Source organism: Pedobacter nyackensis (assembly GCF_900176505.1).
In the GTDB taxonomy this organism is placed as follows: domain Bacteria; phylum Bacteroidota; class Bacteroidia; order Sphingobacteriales; family Sphingobacteriaceae; genus Pedobacter; species Pedobacter nyackensis.
Map to the genome: position 1 here is coordinate 287058 of NZ_FWYB01000005.1, position 18991 is coordinate 306048.

The window sequence follows — 18991 nt, forward strand, 5'->3', positions numbered from 1 at the left end:
TAATCATAGAAAATGAAAAGATTTTGGCATAATAAACTGGTATACATCCTAATGTGTATTTTGGTGTTAGGGACATCTTCCTGTTTGAAAAATTTAGATCCTATTATAAAAGATAAAATTATACCGGATAATTATTTCAAAAATGAAGATGATGCGCGGGCAGCTGTGACTGCGATTTATAACCCAATGCTTGGACAAGGTGGAATATTTAATTGTTGGATAGAAACCTATCTGATGTTGTCAAATTTAACAGCCGACGATATGGGGATACGTCGTTCTGATTTAGAGGTTGTGGAGAAATTCATGTGGAATTCGACAACGAATGCTTTGACAAAACATTATCCTGACTGGATCAAACATGTAAGCCGCGCCACTCTTCTGATGGACGATTTACAGCGGACAACAATGAATGAAAGACGGAAGAAAGAACTTATAGCTGAAGTACAATGTGCGCGTGGGCAATATATGTTCTTTTTATATGATTTTTATGGTACAGCCGGCGTAGTGACAGATCCGGCAATTTTGCGGAATCCAGAAAATGAAGTTATCCTGGAAAGGATGTCGAAAGGAAATTTTGTAAATCTGATAGAGAAAGATTTGAAGGAATCTGCCGCCGTATTGCCTGAAAGATATGCTGGGCCTGATTTTGGACGTTTCACTAAAGGGACAGCTTATGCTATATTGGTAAAGCTTTACTTGCAGGAAAAACGTTGGAATGATGCTGAAAATGCTTGCCGGGAAATATTAAAACTTGGATACTCCCTGCAACCCTCTTATGCTTCTGTTTTTTCTGTGGAGAATGAGAAAAACAACGAAATCATTTGGGCTATCCCCTGCCTTTCTGAAGGGGGAGATGGTAATACCTGGATGACACACGTTGCCCCTCCTAATTATCCCTTGAAAAATACGCTGATACAGAGATGGAATGTGCATAACACGCCCTGGCGCTTTTATGATAAATATGAAAAAGGAGACGACCGGCTTAAGTCCTTGATTGGAGCGTTTAAATACTTACCAGCAGGAGCAATTGATTCTGTGTTGGCAACCCGTAACAATTACGAACATTTGAAGAACGGAGCTATTCCATTCAAATATCCGGAAGATCCGAAGCAAACATCTGAAAGGGCAGGAAACGATAAAGTGATTTACCGGTATTCGGATGTCCTTTTGGAATTGGCGGAAGCTATTAATGAACAAAATGGCCCAAATGCAGAAGCCATTGGCTATGTAGAGCAAATACGTAAGCGTGTCGGTCTACCCAATTCTATCCCGGCATCTGCGATTGCCGGCAAAGAAGCATTCCGCGATTTTATTTTGGATGAGAGAGGAAGAGAATTATTCTGTGAAGGTCATCGTAGAAGGGATTTAATCCGCCATGGCAGGTTTATCTCAACTGCTCATGAAGAAGGCTATACAACTGCTCAACCGTATATGGTTTTATTTCCGCTCCCTCAGAATATTATCGATGAATCTAAAGGTAAAATCAAGCAAAATTCAGGTTATTGATAATTAAAGAGGCTGTCCGCCTTTGGACAGCCTCTTATTAAATAGGTAAGATTCGTATGAAGAGAATATTCATAACATTAAATTTAATTATCCTTTTTGTTTTGGTAATAAAAGGACAGACTTCTGTCAGGCAGCGCGGTGACGTTTGGCTGCTTGAAAATGACCACCTAAGGGTAAATGTTGATGCTAAAAGTGGTGCCTTGACGGTCTACGATAAAGGCGGTAACCGCCAATGGAAGCAAGCGCCATTGAGCGAGCGCCATATTCGAAACGTTAGTGCCATGGACGGCCCCGTACGAGGTCTGCAATTTGAGACAGAGTTCGGGACGAAGCCCTATGTGTTGACGCTGAAACTGACCCTGTCAAATACATCATCCGACTTGTTTATTGAGGCAGATATGAAGGATCGCAATACGATCATTGAAGAAATTCCATTTCTCGATCCGTTTCAACTCAACTCGGAGAGTGGGGCCCTTGCTATCGCCGATTTCAGCAATGGCCACCTCTACCCTTTAGATCTCAAACCTTTCCCCAAAACACGCTTCGGCACTTCTTTGCTCGATATGCCCTGGGTAGGAGTGTGTGATATGGAGAAGGGATTTGGATATGGAATCATACTGGAAACATCCGACGACGCCTACTTCGACATGGTGCCACTTAAGATTGGAGATCGCAAAGTAGTTGCACCGCGTGTAGGATGGGGACCAAGTTTAAAGCGCTTTGGATATTCACGGCGTCTCATCTATAATTTTATTTCCCAGGGGGGCTACGTGGCACTGGCAAAACGCTATCGGGCCTATGCTCAACAACATGGACTGATTGTACCCTTCTCGGAAAAGATTAAGAAAAACCCGAATCTAAACCGTCTATTTGGCGCAGTTGATGTCTGGGATGGCGAAAGCCTCGCGTTTGCAAAGGCGGCCAAGGCAGCCGGAGTTAAGAAGATGATCATTAATGGTTCTGCACCACCAGAGGAAATGAAGGCAATTAACGAACTGGGTTATCTAACGAGCGCTTATGATGCATATCAAGACGTTTTTCCGATGGAAGCAAACGGGATAATTGATAGTGGTCACGATTTGGTGCCGGAAAACGTAGTGCTCAAAAGCGACAGCACACGCATGCTAGCATGGCGCTCATGGGATGGGAAACAGTCTATGAAGAGGTGTCCTGCCTTTTGGAAGCACGCTGCGGAGTTGACTATCCCTAAGGTTTTAGAGACCCGCCCGTATCTTGGACGATTCATTGACGTGACCACGGCTGAAGACCTGTACGAATGCTACGACGAAAAGCATCCACTGACACGTACGGAGAAGCGCAAAGCCGGAGTCGACCTACTCGGTTATGTCCAGTCACTTGGTTTGGTCACAGGTGGAGAGCACGGCCGGTGGTGGTCTGTTCCGGTAATCGATTATATTGAGGGCATGATGAGTGGAGGTACCGATTACTATTCATGGTCTGCACCATATCTTCAACACCCGAAAAAGAAAGACTATCCAAAATGGGAGCAGTACGAAAAATGGGGGATCGGCCATCAGTATCGTGCTCCGCTCTGGGAATTGGTCTTTCATGATTGTGTCGTATCCACATGGTATTGGGGAGATTCCAACGATTTTCTTTTGAGTGCTGCTCCGGAGCTGACTGCGAAGAAGGACGCTTTTAATATCCTTTACGGAACGATGCCAATCCTATGGGCCAACAAAAAAACAGGTGGTTCCGGTCCAAATGAGCAAGGATCATGGGAAATAGCCCGGGAGACCTTTCTGCGGACGTATCGCAATGTCTGCAATTTGCACGAGGCAATTGCAGAAAAGGAAATGCTCAGTCATGAATTCCTGACACTTGATCGGGACGTTCAGCGCACGCAGTTTTCCGATGGCACTCAGGTGATTGTTAATTTCGGTAAGAAGCCTTACAGTACGACAGTTGGTGGAAAGAAGTATCTGTTGCCAGAGAATGGCTTTGTTGCGAAAGGCCCGCGCATTGAACAATCGCTGTCGCTTGTCAACAATCAGCCAGTCACAAGGATCCAAACAGCAGATTTTCAGTTCACAGATGCAAAATAGATAGAAAATCTATTGATAAATATGATGAAATTATTAAATACTAAAGCGGACGCACTGTTTATGTTATTCTTTATCTGTGTGCTTCCTGTTTACGCTCAGGAACCCATAACGCACGTAAACATGTTTATCGGAAGCGAAGGACAACATGCTACAGAGTACGGAGGGACTACGCCTGCTGTGAGTGCGCCTTTCGGGATGACACAGTGGTGTGCTGTGACGCGGATTAATGGCATCTCAAAAACAATGTATCACCACCGCGATGAACATTTTCTAGGATTTATGGCTACTCATCAGCCGGCAGTTTGGATGGGCGATTATGGTTTTTTTACCCTGATGCCTCAGGTTGGAAGTCTAAAAATAAAGCCTGCAGAACGTGCTGTAAAGCTAGACAGATCTAAGGAGGTGGCAACCCCATATTCGTATAAAATTGAATATGCAGTCAATAAGGAAAGTTCAATTACAACAGAATTAACCGCTACGTCAAGATGTTCATTTTTCAAGATAGAATATCCAAAAAAGGAGAAAGCAATATTATTCCTTGAGGCCGGACGTGAAAAAGATGGGGGAGGTATCCAGGTACTCCCGGATAAACAGGAAGTAAGGATATATAACAAAGAAAGACATGACAGCCACTTAGGCCCTGAACTGAAGAATCTAAAAGGGTATTATGTGTTGAAATTCTCTAAGCCATTTCAAGTTCATGGAACCTGGAAAGACGGCGTTATAAAAGAAGGAAATAATACGGAAGAAGGCTCCAATGTGGGAGGATATATAGAGTTTGCCACTGGTACAGACCTGGTGGAGATCAGAATAGGGTCGTCATTCATCGACTATGATCAGGCGCAGGACAACTTAAAACAGGAAATACCGATAAGGGCTTCATTTGGCGATACCAAGAGGAAAGTAAAAGAAATCTGGTCTGCAAATTTGAGCAAAATTGCCATTAAGGGTGCTTCAAAAGATGATCTTGATGTATTTTATACCGCATTTTACCGAACTATGCAATACCCCAGGGAGTTCTCGGAATATGGCAGGTACTACAGCGCGTTTGATGATAAAGTACACGCGGGAGTCTCTTACAATGCATATTCTCTATGGGACACATTTCGTGCCCAGCATCCGTGGTTACAGTTGACTCAGCCTGACCGTGTGAATGGGATGGTGACAGCTTTGGTGCAGATGTATAAGGAAGGCGGATGGATACCCAAATGGCCGAATCCCACCTATACGAATATTATGATCGGAACGCACTCAGATGCTGTTATAGCTGACGCGTATGTGAATGGATTCAGAGGCTATGATATTGAGGAAGCCTATAAGGCTATCCGGAAGAATGCATTTTCTCCGCCAACAGGTGACGCTAATTCTCGTTGGGCAGACCGTCAACCATGGACTGGTAACTATGAAGCGAGAGGAGGGTTGACTAATTATATTAAACTGGGTTACGTTGCTTCTGATAAAACCAATGAATCTGTCTCACGTACGATGGAGTTTGCAATGGATGATTACAGTATTGCGCAAATGGCAAAAGGTTTGGGACATATGGAAGATTATAAAATATTGATGAGGCGTTCGGAGTATTATAAGAACCTTTATAATTCCCAAACAGGATTCTTTCAAGCGCGTAAGACAAACGGAGACTGGGGTGGTCCAGACGAAGGGTTTACGGAGGGGGGGAAATGGACATATCGATTCTGTGTCATGCAGAATGTTCCTGGATTGGTAGATCTACTTGGTGGAAAAGAACAATTTGCTTCGGAATTGGACAAGAATTTTGATGAAGGACATTATCACCATGACAATGAACCAGGTCATCATTTTGTGTATATGTACAACTTTTGTGACCGATTAGACAAAGCACAGTTACGAATTCCGAAGATTATCGAAAGCAATTACAAGAACAAACCAGATGGTTTGTCGGGTAATGATGACTGCGGACAAATGTCAGCCTGGTATCTATTCAGTACGTTGGGATTTTATCCTCTTACACCTGCTTCGGGTCAATATGCCCTTGGTATACCTCGTTTCAAAGCGATCATAGTGAAGTTGAAAGACAATAAACAATTAAAAATCCAAGCTCCAGAAGTGGGCAAGGAAGCGTTGCTAACTAAAATTTCTTTCGATGGAAAGGTGCTTGACAAACCATTCATATCAGTCAAAGATATAATGAAGGGTGGAATTCTCGAATTTCGTTCTAAATAAAATAACAACATTATTGCAATATATATTATGGAAAATAAAATTAGATACTATTCCCTGCTGATTGGGTTTCTTGGTTTTCTTGGATTACACCCTCTATATGGGAATGATACTTTGGGGAAGTACAAAATCACATCCCCGGATAAAAGTATAACAATGGAATTGTCCCAAGATGTAAACGGACAATTCATCTATTCTTTCAAAGGGAAAAACAGACAACTTATTGATCCATCTCCATTAGGTTTTAAATTGGAAAACGGGAATGTGATTCCTTATGCCGGATGGAGGGTAGAGACAGCATCTCGTCGCGAAGTAAGAGATGTCTGGAAGCCGATTTGGGGAAAACGAGCCAAAGTAGACGACCATTTCAATGAACTCGTTTTGAGGATAAGGAATCAAGCATCCAACTTATTACAAAACATACAAATCGTAGCCCGTGTATACAACGACGGAATTGCCTTCAGGTACGAAGTTCCTTCAACTGAAATAAAGACCGTAGGGGTTATTTCGGAACTAACAGCTTACCACTTTACCGACAATTTTACAGCCTGGTATTACAATGGTGAAAATCACAACATCGGGCCAGAATTGCTGAGCGAAAGCGACGGCAGAAGATTGCCTCCTATGACAGTTAAAGCAGATGGTCAGAACTACTTAGCCATCCATGAAGCTTATTTAATTGAAGGGGAGCCATTGGTGCTTAATGCAGAAAAGGGAGAACGGGTATTTACGCTTTCGTCCAAACCCGCAAAATTGTACCCTGGATATAAGTCAGCATGGCGTGTTATTCTGTATGGAACAACGCCGGGAGCTTTGACAGATTCGCATACCATCGAACTACTAAACCCTACTCCATTACCCGAATACGATTTTTCATGGGTAAAACCCGGTCTGGCACTGTGGGATTGGAGAATGAACGGTGCAAAAGTAGAGGGATTCAGCTATGAGATGTCCTACCCCTCATGGGTGCGTGCTGTTGATTTTGCAGCAGCGCAAGGCTTACGTTATTTAGTTCTTGACGCCAACTGGTATGGCCCTGAATTTCATTCGGATTCGGATCCGGTATCGGGTGATAAAGTCAATGATGTGCGCAAACTCATTCAGTACGGAAAAGAAAAGGGAGTAGGAATATGGCTTTACCTGAACGACATAGGCGGTAAGAAATTCCCGATCGAAAAGACCTTAAAACAGTATGGGGAATGGGGAGCAGCAGGTGTTAAATATGGATTTATGAGGGGAAATCATGAAGAAAAAAATCGTTGGACGCAAACTGTAACCAGGCTTTGCGCGGAAAACCATTTATTGGTGGATTATCATGATGATCCAGTTCACCCTTACGGACAGATGCGCACCTGGCCGAACGCGGTTACACGGGAGCTTTGTCATGCACAGCTTGACGGACACCATGTTTTTGTGCCAAAGACTTTCGTTACTGCCGTTTTTGTTAATATGGTGGCTGGGCCACTGGATATGAACAATGGTATGTTCGATTTACGTCAGGGCCATACTACCCGCACAGACTGCAATCTGCCTGTTCCATCTACATTGACCGCTGAAGCAGCACGAACGTTAATCACTTTTTCGGGAGCTACCATATTACCTGATATTCCGGAATTCTATCGTAAATATCCCCCTTTGTTCCGTTTCATCTCCGAGCAAAAGATGCCATGGGTAGAGAGCAAGACACTAGCAGGCGAGATAGGTGAATACATTGTCATGATGCGACAAACCAAGGATGCTTTCTTAGTAGGGGCTGCTACCAATGAATCTGGAAGAAAGCTGAGTATTCCGTTAACCTTTCTGGGTAGTGGGAAATATGAAGTAGAAATCATACAAGATGGAGTTGACGCACACTATCTTACAAACAGAGAAACATACAGCCTTAACAAAAAGACAGTCTCTATGAAAGAAACCCTCCATGTGTCTTTGGCACCTGGTGGAGGTGTTTGCATGACTTTTAAACCCATTAAAAAATGATTTTATGAAGAGTTCGTAAGATATGTGCCTAGGAGCACTGAGAGAAGCCTTAGAGAAATCGAGGGCACTGAAAAAGTCTTCCATTTATGAGTCGGCTTAAAAAATGACCAAGTAAAACAATTTTTTACTTGGTCGTTTTTTTATTTACCAAAAATTACATCTGCACAGATTGAATGTTCATCATGCGATTTGCATGAAAGAGTTAGTAATATGGGCGTTTTTTATGCAATTTTGAGATTAATTGATCAGTTTTAGTATTCTTTTCAAGTTCACGGTAAATATTGCCAATGCCCCTTGCATTTCCATATTCTCTATTCCATAGGAAGTTGCACGTTTATATCCGTGGACGTTCTTGAGCTCACTGTTCTTTGCTTCGATTTTATATCGTTCCTTTATTTTCTCCTTATAATATTCTGTTTCCTGAAAAGCCATCTGCTCTTTGTGGAGGTCGGACTTTATGGATACCGAATAGGTCTTGGTTTTAGCTCCGGGTTTGTAGCAGTTTTCTCTCAAGGGACAGACCTTACACTTCTCAACGTCAAAATAATAGGTGTTCACTTGATTTGTACCGACCCCTGTCTTACCCTGTCGGCTCTTTTTTATGGCCAAGTGCCCAGCTGGACACACGAACATATCCGCGTCCTTGTTGTAATCGAACAGGTTTTCATCCTTTCTGCATCCTGATCAATGATAAAGCTTATACCAACCATCGTAGCTGTGCAGATCTATACTATAAACTGGGACTTAAAGATGAAGCACTTAAATCTGCCGAAATTGCCTATCAGCTCATTGCTGATGAATATCCTAAAGCAGGAAAACTGACAGAAGAGCTAATTAAAAAGATAAAAGCAATGTAATTTTTCGAGTATGTCAGGTTCTGTGTCTTCCAATACGCTGTGGTAACGGGGACCTCTCTTTTTTATTTATTTCTTTTTATCGGAAGGCAATATGTAATTCATTAGATAAATAAGATACTTATCTGGTAGTGCGTTTTTTTGACGCTGGGGTACTGAAAATAAAAATTATAGAAAACGACTAGGGATCATCTTCACTCAATCGTCTTATGTATAGTTTTTATTTAATTATGCAGCGCATTTACGAAAATTTCATGTTTCCGCCTGACCAATCCTTTACGGTTAGGTTGGAAATATTGGAAAATAAGCCTTATACGGTCTTAACATCCCACAAGTATTTTGAACTCGCATTACTTGAAAATTACTGTGGCAAACATTTTATTGGAAATAACATTGTAGACTTTGAAGGGACACAACTTGTACTTCTTGGAAGCTACCTGCCTCATTCCTGGCAATATAGTAAAAAGCTAGATCCAATGGCTCAATCGCAGGCAATCTTAATTCATTTTTTTCCTGATTTTCTGGGGAAACAATTATTAGAGAGGCCGGAGTTAAAACCATTAAACGAACTCCTTTTCAAAGCTTCAAAAGGAATTTCATTTTCCGGTCGAACGATAATCATGGCAAAAAAAATTATGGAGGAAATGCTCTTAGCTACAGGAATGACAAAGATCGCAATGATGCTGGAGTTATTAGATATACTTGTTCAATCAGATACCATCCAGTCATTTTCTTCATCTAATTCCGACATTATTGATGAAGGACAAAAAATTAGCAAAGTATATGATTATGTATTCCAAAATTTTAGTAAGAATATTTCATTGCCGGCTGTTGCTGATGTTTTGTCGATGGAGCCAGCGTCATTTTGTCGTTTTTTTAAGAAGAACACCAACCAAACCTTATTAAATTTTATCAAAGAAGTGAGAATTGGCCATGCAGCAAAACTATTGCTGGAAGGTAAATTTAATGTGTCAGAAGCTAGCTTTCTCTGCGGCTATAACAATATCTCTAATTTCAATAAGCAGTTCAAAGATATAAATGGATTATCACCAACAGAATTTCTAAGCCAATATCAACTTAAACGCAAAGAAACCAATACACTAAGCCAGTTAAATACTACCTTTTCCACCAGTACAAAAGTGTTAAGTGATACTTCTGCAATGAATACAAATGTTATTGGCATACTGTTACCAACATTAGAAAGAAGTTTTTTTAGTTCTGTAGTGCAGGGCATTGAAAATGTGTTGAACGGAAATGGCTACAGTGTCTTATTGTACCAATCAAAAGAATCGTTTACAAACGAAGTAATGGGAATTAAGACGCTTATAAAATCAGGCGTTGATGGTATCATTTCCTCTATAGCGCTTCAAACCTCCAATTATGATCACTTCCACAGTTTAAAAGAGCATAACATTCCTTTGTTGTTGTTTGACCGCATAGTTGACGAAATTCGCGTCCCATCTGTTAGAATTGACGATTATCGTGGTGGATTTTCGGCTACTGAACACTTAATTAAACAAGGATGTAAACGTATTGTTCACATTACTACAGATCAAAACGTTCCAATATTTAAGGAGCGCTTAAGGGGGTACAAAGAGGCATTAGCACAGTATAACTTGTCGATAAATGAAGAATTAATCTTTTATGGAACTCCTTCATTAGAACTTGGTACCGAATGCATTCAAAAATTGATTGAAAACAATATCATTTTTGATGGGGTATTTGCCATGGAGGATTACATCGGTTTGGGTGTGCTTAAGAAGTTAAAAGCATATAATATAGAAGTACCTGAACAGGTGAAAGTCATCGGTTTTGCAAACGACGCTTTTGGGACTTATGGTAATACCGTCTTAAGCACTATTGATCAGCAAAAAGTAAAAATGGGTGAAGTGGCCGCTACAATGCTTCTTAAAATGCTTAAAGAAGAGCATTATGATAGAAATACCCCGGAAGAGATTGTTTTAGATACGATACTTATTCCAAGGGACTCTTCTCAAACTGGGGCTTTCCATAACGCTACTATTTGAACAGGGTTCGAATAGTAGCGTTATTTCTGGAACAATGAATTCTACTACAAAATAGATAAATAAACAGGCCTGGTAAACTATGGGAATGCCGTACACATAAAAACAGCGAAAAACTGAATTATATCCTGCAGCATTACTAAGAAATTTCATACCGAAATGCTATGGTGATTTCGGTATAAATATTTTTATTTATAAGGAGAAGTTATATCCTAAACGGATACCAACAAACCTAATGACAACTGCATCATTATCAGCTTCTGAACTTTGGTATCCTTCAAAGCCTGAGGCAGAACGCTGGACAGTGATCTCAGTGAAGGGGAAAGCGCCAGGTGCATCAGATATCAAAACGTTTCGTAAGAATCACAGTAAGGCTCCTGTTACAGCAGTAATTGATGACAATACCTACAAAATTGAGAAAATAAACGACGACTTTCTGGTAATCAGTTACAAACAAGATCCTGCATCACTAGCTGCTGAAGCATCATTTATGAAAGATTGCAGGCTTCATATGACGATCAATTTGAAAACAAAACGGGTAGAAAAATTGCAGTCCCTAAATGAAAAACCATTGAAAATAAAAATTTTCAATGCAGAAAAACTTGATCTGGTTGTTAAGTTTATATATGAGGAAAACGAGAAACGCTATTTCACTGAAAGTGAGGATTTGAATTTGATCGTTAAGTTTTTGGGACAGCTTGCGCCAATGGAAACGATATCTGAATATTCGAATTACAAGAAAATCTAAATGGTATGAACAGGCACTGAACACCTTTCTTTTTTATTTTTTCATTATAGCATTTTTTATTAAAATTATATTCAGATTTGTTTATAATACCAACGCCTCCCAGATATAGCCAAATAAAGGGTTAACATGAAGATAGCCGATACAAATGAAGTCTTAGCCTTGCTGAAAAAAGTGGCAACGGGTGATGAGCATTCATTCAGTTTGTTGTTTGATAAATATCGACCAAATATTTATACCACTGCTTTGAGAATTATTGGGGACGAATGGACGGCAGAGGAAATTCTTCAGGATACTTTTCTAAAGGTTTGGCTTAACCGGGAAATACTTCCTGATCTCGAAAATTTCGGAGGATGGTTGTATACGATTGCCAGGAATTTGACCTACAATTCGATAAAACAGGTGCAAAGTGAAAAGAAGAAACTGGTTAAGGCGGCAAAAGAATCAATTTCAGTTTATTACAGACAGACCGATTATTTAACTGAAGACAAAGAGTTTGAGCATATTCTAAAGCTGGCGATTGAACGGCTTCCTCCAAAACAGAAGCAGACCTATCAGTTGATCAAGGAACAGGAAATGAAGCGAGAAGAGGCTGCCTTGGCTTTAAACGTATCCGCTGAAACGGTGAAATGGAACCTGGATCAGGCGATGAGGAGTATCCGTGCTTTTTGTATGGCTCATCTTAAAGACGCACCTCTAATTATTGGGTTATATTTTTCTGCAAAATATTTTTAAGCCTTACCCCCCAAAGTCTTTTTGTTATTGTCTATTCTTTTTAAACAGGGTATAATGTTATTACCCGTATTTATTTAAGGAATATTGTAATGAACGAAACCAGACTTGAATATTTATTTGAACTTTCTATGAAGCAGAAAGCATCTGCCGAAGAAATGGAGGAAATGACTAGTCTAATGACTTTGCCTGAGCATGAAACACTCGTTAAAGCTTTGCTCTTTAAGGTCTATCAGATGCCAAAAAAGGAAGTTGATATTGACCCGGAAAAAAGCGAAGCCATACTTCAGGCGATTTATCAGGCAGTACCACTTCCTCCAAGGTCCGCAAAACTTTCTTCAGCTAAACCGCTCTTTAAATGGGTTTCGGTAGCCGCTGCAGTTTTGGCGCTTTTAACGATAGGAATTTTATTCTTTATCCAGAAAAAGAAACCGTTGCCACAAATAGCAAAACAGGATAAGCAGCTTATAGTTCCGGGAAGTAATAAGGCAATTTTAACTTTGGCGGGTGGATCTAAAGTCGTGTTAACTGAAGAAGTAGGTAAAGTAGCCAGCCAGGGCACTGTAGTCATTACAAAAACGGCCAAAGGGCAACTCACCTATAATAATACCAGCGCTGCCTCGTCGTCAAGTGGGTATAATATTATCGAGACCCCAAAAGGTGGGCAGTACCAGATAACGCTCGCAGATGGAACTAGAGTTTGGCTAAACTCAGCATCTACATTAAAATACCCTGTAGTATTTAAGGGGAGGGAACGCAAGGTTGAACTTAATGGAGAAGCCTATTTTGAGGTGGCGAGAAATAAGAAGCTTCCTTTTAGAGTGGTAAGTGATAAGCAAACAGTGGAGGTGCTGGGGACGCATTTTAACATCAACAGCTATAAGGACGAGCGCAAACAAATGACTACCTTGCTGGAAGGAAGCATAAGGGTGTCAGTCTTAAAAAATACGACCCTACTTAAACCGGGACAGCAGGCTCAGGTTTGGAAAAATGAAACGATTGAGGTTTCAGAAGCCGATATAGAAGAGGCCGTAGCCTGGAAAAATGGTTATTTCAGGTTTCATCGTGAAGATATTGAAAGCATCATGAGAAAGGTGTCCAGGTGGTATGATGTAAATGTAGAGTTTAAGGGGGGGATTTCGGATGAGAAGTTTAATGGAACCATTTCAAGAACTAAAAATATTAATCAGGTGCTGGAAATGCTGGAGATTACAAATGCAGTTCACTTTAATATTGAAGGAAGGAGGATTACAGTTATGAAGTAGAACTACCTATCCATAATAATACAAAGCCAGGAACCGACGCTAATCGAAATCCTGGCCAGGTCTGGAATATTTAAATAATTAATTAATTAATCTTAACCGCGTAATGCCAGGCATCTCGACAATGAATAGGCACACGCATAAACCAAACTGAACAAATGTACGAAATTTGGAAATCAAACTTATGCACTCTTCCGAGAGGCGTAACTAAACTGATATTGGTTATGAAATTGACCATTTTATTACTAATGACCGTGATCTTGCAATTAAGTGCGAATTCGTTTGCACAAAAAATCACTTTGTCCGAAAAAAATGCACCCCTGACCAGGGTCTTTGAAAGTATCAGAATGCAGACAGGATATGACTTTTTAGTCACGGAGAGTATGCTGAAAAATGCGAAACCAGTAAATATTCAGGTAAACAATGAAGAGTTTTTAATCGTGTTAAATAAGGTATTTGACAATCAGAACCTGACTTTCGTCTTTAAGAACAATTCGATCATCGTGAAAGAGAAGCCATTGTTAATTCGGCTTTCACCATCTAGCTCGGAAGCAATTGTAGATGTTTCGGGAATGGTTGTAGATGAAAGCGGAAAACCTATACCCGGGGCTAATGTCAAAATAAAGGGAATGGACAAGGGAGTTGTCACTGATGTTGAGGGTAAGTTCAGATTGACTAATGTTAAAAACGGTGCAATTCTCGTGATCTCTTATCTTGGGTATGTTGCTCAGGAAGTCAAAGCAGTTTCTGGTACGGAAATGACCATAACATTAGTTGTTGGTAGTAGTGAATTGAGTGAAGTAGTTGTAATCGGCTATGGAACTCAAAAAAGGGATTTACTTACCGGTTCCGTGGTGACGATGAAAATGGATGATGCCCGGAGAAATACACCAACAACAACTATGGGAAATTTACTGGCCGGACAGATGGCCGGTGTGAGGGTAAACACGCCAGCAGGACGTGCCGGAACGGCGCCTGAAATTAAAATAAGAGAAAAATCGTCCTTTAACAATCAAAATGTTTTATATGTTATTGATGGTATGGTTACGGATAATGCCGCTGATTTTAATAACCTTAGCCCTAATGATGTTGACAATATTACCGCATTAAAGGATGCTGCAGCAACTGCCGCATATGGAGCTCGTGCTTCCGGGGGAGTAATTGTAGTAACAACCAGACGTGGAGAAAAAGGTCAAAAACCAAAAATCAGCTACTCATTTAATACCGGTTTTGATAAAAGAGGAAAGAACGCGGAAAGAACCAGCGCTATTGAAGGTGGAGAAATCTATAACCGCATTAATCCGAATGCATCCGATCGTTGGACGCAGTCAGATTTTGATTACTTCAAAAATATCAACAATGGATGGGGATATGACATTATTGAAGATATCTGGCAGGATCCATCAACCACAACACACAACCTGAGTGCTTCAGGTGGAACAGAAAAGCTTAGCTATTTTGTAGGTGGTTCTTATGTAAAACAAAATGCTTTTCAAAAAAATACATCTTTTGATAAATACAATATTCGGATTAACATTACGTCAGATGTGACAAAAGATCTAACTTTTTTTGCCGGCCTTACTGCAAATAATAACATTACGCATAGGCCTCCTGGGAATAATGAAACGGATGATTATCGTGCAGAACTATTGAGACAGCCTTATCAACCCGTATGGACTGATGCAGGTAATCCTATTGCGTTTGACTGGCATAACTTAGGTGCAGAGATGAGGGGTGATGGAGGTTATTCCAAAAGTAATCAGCTCAAGCCCGTAGTAAACCTGAAGGGGACTTATAAAATCCCGTTGATCCAGGGTCTTAGTGTTTCTGCTCAATACATCAAAGCGCTTAACAATGAGCGTAATAAGCGCTATTTTAAACGCTATGATTTGTGGATAATGAAAACCTTCGATACACCTAAACAAATCAGTACCAAAGAATCTGATATGCTATCGACAAAGAAATCTGGCCATAACTCAGAGTTCCTTGAAGAAAGTTATTACTGGAATGATGATGCTCAATTGAATTTTCAGTTGAACTATGACCATACTTTCTTAGATAAACATCATGTACAGGGATGGGTTACTTATGAAAGAGCAGAGAATAAAAGCGGTGGTTTTTTAGGAGGTCGAGAAAATTTCCCAGTTTACTATACTGATCAATGGTGGGCTGCAAGTAGTATCCGCGCTGACGATTATGCCAGTGGAAATACAGAACAATCTATTGGTAGAAAGTCATATGTAGGACAGTTTTTCTATGATTACAGCAGTAAATACCTGGCAAGTTTTACTTTCCGTTATGACGGATCGTATAAATTCGCCCCTGCTAACCGTTGGGGATTCTTCCCTTCAGCTTCAGTAGGTTGGGTAGTTTCCCGTGAAAACTTTTTCAAGAATGTGAAAGGAATAGATTTACTGAAATTAAGAGCTTCTTTAGGAAGTACCAGTGCTGATAACATTAATGCATGGCAGTACCAACAAGAATACAGGAATGGAAGCGCTGCTTACTTTGGAAACAGTCCAAGTAGTAATGTTGGTATTCAGTATGGACCAATGGTTAATCCAGACATCACATGGGAGAAAACACGAAACTATAATTTTGGTATTGACGTGAATTTCCTGAGGCATTTTAATGCTACTGCAGAGTATTTTAGAACAAAGACTTACGATATTCTTATCGGTAGGATAGCTCAGGTACCCCCTACGTTTAGCCGTTCACTACCATCATCAAACTATGGTGAGTACAGATCAGAAGGTGTTGAATTTACATTTGGCTATCGCAACAGAACCAGTAATTTGAATTACTATGCGAACTTTAACGCCAGTTATGCTAATGCCGTTCCGGTTTTCAAAGATCAAAACATTACTTATCCATATCAAAATGAATTAAACCAATCGAGTTCAAGGGTAGTCACCTATACCAATACCGGCATGCTTCGCACTAAAGCTGATCTCGATGCTTTTGTTGCTGCCAATCCGAATTATAAATTTCATGGCAGAGCACCTGCTGTAGGTCAGTTAACCTATGCTGATTTAAGTGGTAAAGGCGGTGTGCCAGATGGTATTGTGGATGACTGGGATCAATCGGTTGTTAAGAAAAATACTAATCCCATTTCATTAGGTCTGAATTTTGGATTTGAGTGGAAAGGCTTTAATCTTGATGCTAGTTTTGCAGGTAATCTACATACGTACAGAATGGTGAATAACCTGGTTGATGGGAATGTGGAATGGAACCGTATGTGGAAGCCATGGGCTTATGATTCATGGACCCCTGAAAATACTCAAGCCTCATTGCCATTACGTTATTCTGCAAATGATGGAACCAGTTGGGTAACCAATGCTCCAAGTACTTTCTGGCTGAAGAAAGCCGATTTTTTACGCTTGCGAATGTTGAATGTTGGCTATTCACTTCCTTCAAAAATTACCAATAAAATGGGTATTAATGGCTTGAAGTTTTATTGCAGTGGATCCAATCTATTTATAATTAGTGCATTCGAGAAGAAATATTATGACCCTGAAATAGGTGGTGGATTTAATTATCCAATGATGAAATCTTTCAATTTCGGTGTGAATCTTACGCTTTAAATTTTTACAAATAAACTTTGAAAAATATGAAACGAAATAATAAATATATAAAACTCTTGCTTAGTTGTATATCAGTAATAGTGCTGATATCAGGTTGTAAGAAGGGATTGGATTATCCAAATAATGGAGTAATTAGTCCAGAAATGGTATGGAGTGACCCTAAGATGATCAAGGCTTACCTGAATGATATTTATGGAAAATCAATGCCGGGCTGGGTATTCAATGGGCACGATTCAGATGAAGCAATCAACGCTCCTAAAAATTTCGGGAATTATTTGCGTGGTATTATTTCGGAAACGGGTACTAATGCAGGACTTAATTACGAAATCATAGACAAGGCTAACTTTTTTCTGGATGAATTAGCAAATGTTCCTGCTACTGTTTTACCTGTTGAATTGAAGAGCCAATATGTTGGTGAAGCCAAATTCTGGAGAGCCTGGTCTTATTGGGGTATGGTAAATCGTGTAGGTGGAATTCCACTTATTTTACACAAGCAGGACTTTAATGACGTACCAGGCTTGTTTAAGTCGCGTAATAAAACATCGGAATGTATTACCCAGATTGTTAAAGATCTTGACGATGCCATTCTTTCACTGCCTGGTGTTTATGCTAATGCAGGTGCAGACTATGGCCGTATTACCAAAGTTGCAGCGATGGCTATGAAGGGAAGGGTTCTGCTTACTTATGCAAGTCCGCTGTTTAACCCTACCAATGATCCTGCACGTTGGGAGGCAGCCTACAATGCTTGCAAAGCAGCAGTTGATTTCGGCGCAACGCAGGGGCATGATCTGCATCCACGTTTTCATACCATATGGACAGATGAACGCAATAAGGAAGTAGTGATGGTAAATCAATTCTTTTATCCTGGCCACGCTAATAACTTTGGTGAACTTCGCCCTGGTGCAGAGAATAACAATCAACCTTTGTTATCGCTTTTACTTGCTTTCCCTAAACGGGATGGGTCTCCAATGCAATTTGATAAAAATCAATTGATTGATCCTGCTTATAACACGCAGTTCATGACAGATTTTTATAACAACCGTGATGACAGGTTTTTCTCTACGATCTATTGCGGTGGAACGCCTCAGCCTACTCCGGAAGAACAAGCTCCAGGTTATATTAAGGGGATGAGCTTTTGGAGTATTTGGAATGAGAATGAGCCAGGAAAATATGTTAATATCGCTCAAAAGATTCATCCGGGGTATAGCGGTAATATGGGTTGTACCGGATTCTTTCAACGTAAAGGTATTGATACTACCGTTAATACGGTGGATCGCTTCAAGGCCCAAACAGATTGGGTGGAGATGCGTTATGCCGAATTACTGATGAATTATGGCGAATGTGCCAACGAATTTGGCAAATCAACGGAGGCTCTGGAAGTATTGAAAAGGATCAGAAAGCGTGCAGGTATTACTGCAGGTATTGATGGGAACTACGGTATCGTGGCTACGTCGCAGGTTGATTTGAGAGAAGCTTTTATCAAAGAACGTCAGGTGGAGTTTGCATTTGAAAATAAGCGTTTCAATGATCTGCGCCGTTTAAAACGTTATGATATCATGAATAACCAGGTTGGAAGACATGGCTTGTATATTACTGTGAAAGACATGAATAACTTGCCTGGTCCTTATGAAAAAATCACTAGCGCTGTAACTCGTACTAAGTTGACTGCCAGGTATATCGATAATCTTGATGGTGATGCGTCATATAAATTTAACCTTGATTTGAATCACTGGTTCTATGCCCTTCAGCCATCTCAAATTTCGCAATCTAAAAATGTTTTGCTGCAAAATAAAGAATGGGGCGGAACTTTTGACCCATTACAATAAGTTAAAATGCTGGGATACATCAGGAAACTGGCTGTATACACATTTAGATACCTTTTAACGAAGGGGGCTGTTTAGCCCCCTTTGATTCCCAGCCTATACAATTCTGACGCTGACTATTGGATTTTCTATTGGGGTAAAAATAACGTCAAAAATGGTCAAAATAGGAGCAGTAAAGGGATTAATAAAGTCAGTTATTTGATGCTGCTAAAAACTCGA

11 protein-coding genes and 1 pseudogene are annotated in these 18991 nt (G+C 40.4%); 11 read left to right on the forward strand and 1 reads right to left on the reverse strand.

Translation table 11 applies throughout. The features are described 5' to 3' along the window. Positions 1 to 12: 12 nt before the first annotated feature. From B9A18_RS12190 to B9A18_RS12205, 4 genes are read left to right on the forward strand one after another with little or no spacing between them, the layout of a single operon-like run. Positions 13 to 1506 (forward strand): RagB/SusD family nutrient uptake outer membrane protein, encoded by a 1494-nt coding sequence (locus B9A18_RS12190; RefSeq protein ID WP_084289565.1) that lies wholly within the window; start codon positions 13 to 15, stop codon positions 1504 to 1506. A 56-nt stretch (positions 1507 to 1562) separates the two neighbouring features. Next, positions 1563 to 3572 carry a glycoside hydrolase gene (locus tag B9A18_RS12195; RefSeq protein WP_084289566.1) on the forward strand — a complete coding sequence of 670 codons (2010 nt, stop codon included), beginning with the start codon at positions 1563 to 1565 and terminating at the stop codon, positions 3570 to 3572. 21 nt (positions 3573 to 3593) lie between these two features. Further along, complete coding sequence (locus B9A18_RS12200; protein ID WP_235005309.1) at positions 3594 to 5774, forward strand: GH92 family glycosyl hydrolase; 2181 nt, start codon at positions 3594 to 3596, stop codon at positions 5772 to 5774. Between the two features lie 27 nt (positions 5775 to 5801). Continuing rightward, on the forward strand, positions 5802 to 7748 hold the full coding sequence (locus B9A18_RS12205) for a glycoside hydrolase family 97 protein (protein ID WP_084289567.1): 1947 nt from the start codon (positions 5802 to 5804) through the stop codon (positions 7746 to 7748). A gap of 237 nt (positions 7749 to 7985) precedes the next feature. Here B9A18_RS12205 and B9A18_RS12210 read toward each other — a convergent pair. After that, positions 7986 to 8429 (reverse strand): annotated as a pseudogene (locus B9A18_RS12210) (transposase); the annotation flags it as partial. Here B9A18_RS12210 and B9A18_RS24985 point away from each other — a divergent pair. The 7 genes from B9A18_RS24985 (at position 8312) to B9A18_RS12240 (ending at position 18775) form a co-directional block, all read left to right on the forward strand. Then, a complete protein-coding gene (locus B9A18_RS24985; protein ID WP_144009481.1) occupies positions 8312 to 8605 on the forward strand; it encodes a hypothetical protein in 294 nt (97 codons plus the stop codon). The pseudogene B9A18_RS12210 and the gene B9A18_RS24985 sit on opposite strands and share 118 nt — an antisense overlap. A 227-nt stretch (positions 8606 to 8832) precedes the next feature. Continuing rightward, positions 8833 to 10629 carry a substrate-binding domain-containing protein gene (locus tag B9A18_RS12215; RefSeq protein ID WP_235005310.1) on the forward strand — a complete coding sequence of 599 codons (1797 nt, stop codon included), beginning with the start codon at positions 8833 to 8835 and terminating at the stop codon, positions 10627 to 10629. A gap of 232 nt (positions 10630 to 10861) precedes the next feature. Further along, a complete protein-coding gene (locus tag B9A18_RS12220; RefSeq protein WP_084289569.1) occupies positions 10862 to 11374 on the forward strand; it encodes a hypothetical protein in 513 nt (170 codons plus the stop codon). A 126-nt stretch (positions 11375 to 11500) separates the two neighbouring features. Beyond that, the gene (locus B9A18_RS12225) at positions 11501 to 12106 is read left to right on the forward strand and encodes an RNA polymerase sigma factor (RefSeq protein WP_084289570.1); all 606 of its coding nucleotides are present in this window, start codon (positions 11501 to 11503) and stop codon (positions 12104 to 12106) included. Positions 12107 to 12195: 89 nt separating this feature from the next. Then, a complete protein-coding gene (locus B9A18_RS12230; RefSeq protein WP_084289571.1) occupies positions 12196 to 13368 on the forward strand; it encodes a FecR family protein in 1173 nt (390 codons plus the stop codon). 221 nt (positions 13369 to 13589) lie between these two features. Next, on the forward strand, positions 13590 to 16949 hold the full coding sequence (locus B9A18_RS12235) for a SusC/RagA family TonB-linked outer membrane protein (RefSeq protein WP_159452654.1): 3360 nt from the start codon (positions 13590 to 13592) through the stop codon (positions 16947 to 16949). 26 nt (positions 16950 to 16975) lie between these two features. After that, positions 16976 to 18775, forward strand: a complete 1800-nt coding sequence (locus tag B9A18_RS12240; protein ID WP_084289573.1) for a RagB/SusD family nutrient uptake outer membrane protein — start codon at positions 16976 to 16978, stop codon at positions 18773 to 18775. Positions 18776 to 18991 lie beyond the last annotated feature (216 nt).

Coding starts and splice junctions, on each gene's coding strand:
- B9A18_RS12190 (WP_084289565.1), top strand. CDS start 13: ATGAAAAGATTTTGGCATAATAAACTGGTATACATCCTAATGTGTATT.
- B9A18_RS12195 (WP_084289566.1), top strand. CDS start 1,563: ATGAAGAGAATATTCATAACATTAAATTTAATTATCCTTTTTGTTTTG.
- B9A18_RS12200 (WP_235005309.1), top strand. CDS start 3,594: ATGATGAAATTATTAAATACTAAAGCGGACGCACTGTTTATGTTATTC.
- B9A18_RS12205 (WP_084289567.1), top strand. CDS start 5,802: ATGGAAAATAAAATTAGATACTATTCCCTGCTGATTGGGTTTCTTGGT.
- B9A18_RS12215 (WP_235005310.1), top strand. CDS start 8,833: ATGCAGCGCATTTACGAAAATTTCATGTTTCCGCCTGACCAATCCTTT.
- B9A18_RS12220 (WP_084289569.1), top strand. CDS start 10,862: ATGACAACTGCATCATTATCAGCTTCTGAACTTTGGTATCCTTCAAAG.
- B9A18_RS12225 (WP_084289570.1), top strand. CDS start 11,501: ATGAAGATAGCCGATACAAATGAAGTCTTAGCCTTGCTGAAAAAAGTG.
- B9A18_RS12230 (WP_084289571.1), top strand. CDS start 12,196: ATGAACGAAACCAGACTTGAATATTTATTTGAACTTTCTATGAAGCAG.
- B9A18_RS12235 (WP_159452654.1), top strand. CDS start 13,590: ATGAAATTGACCATTTTATTACTAATGACCGTGATCTTGCAATTAAGT.
- B9A18_RS12240 (WP_084289573.1), top strand. CDS start 16,976: ATGAAACGAAATAATAAATATATAAAACTCTTGCTTAGTTGTATATCA.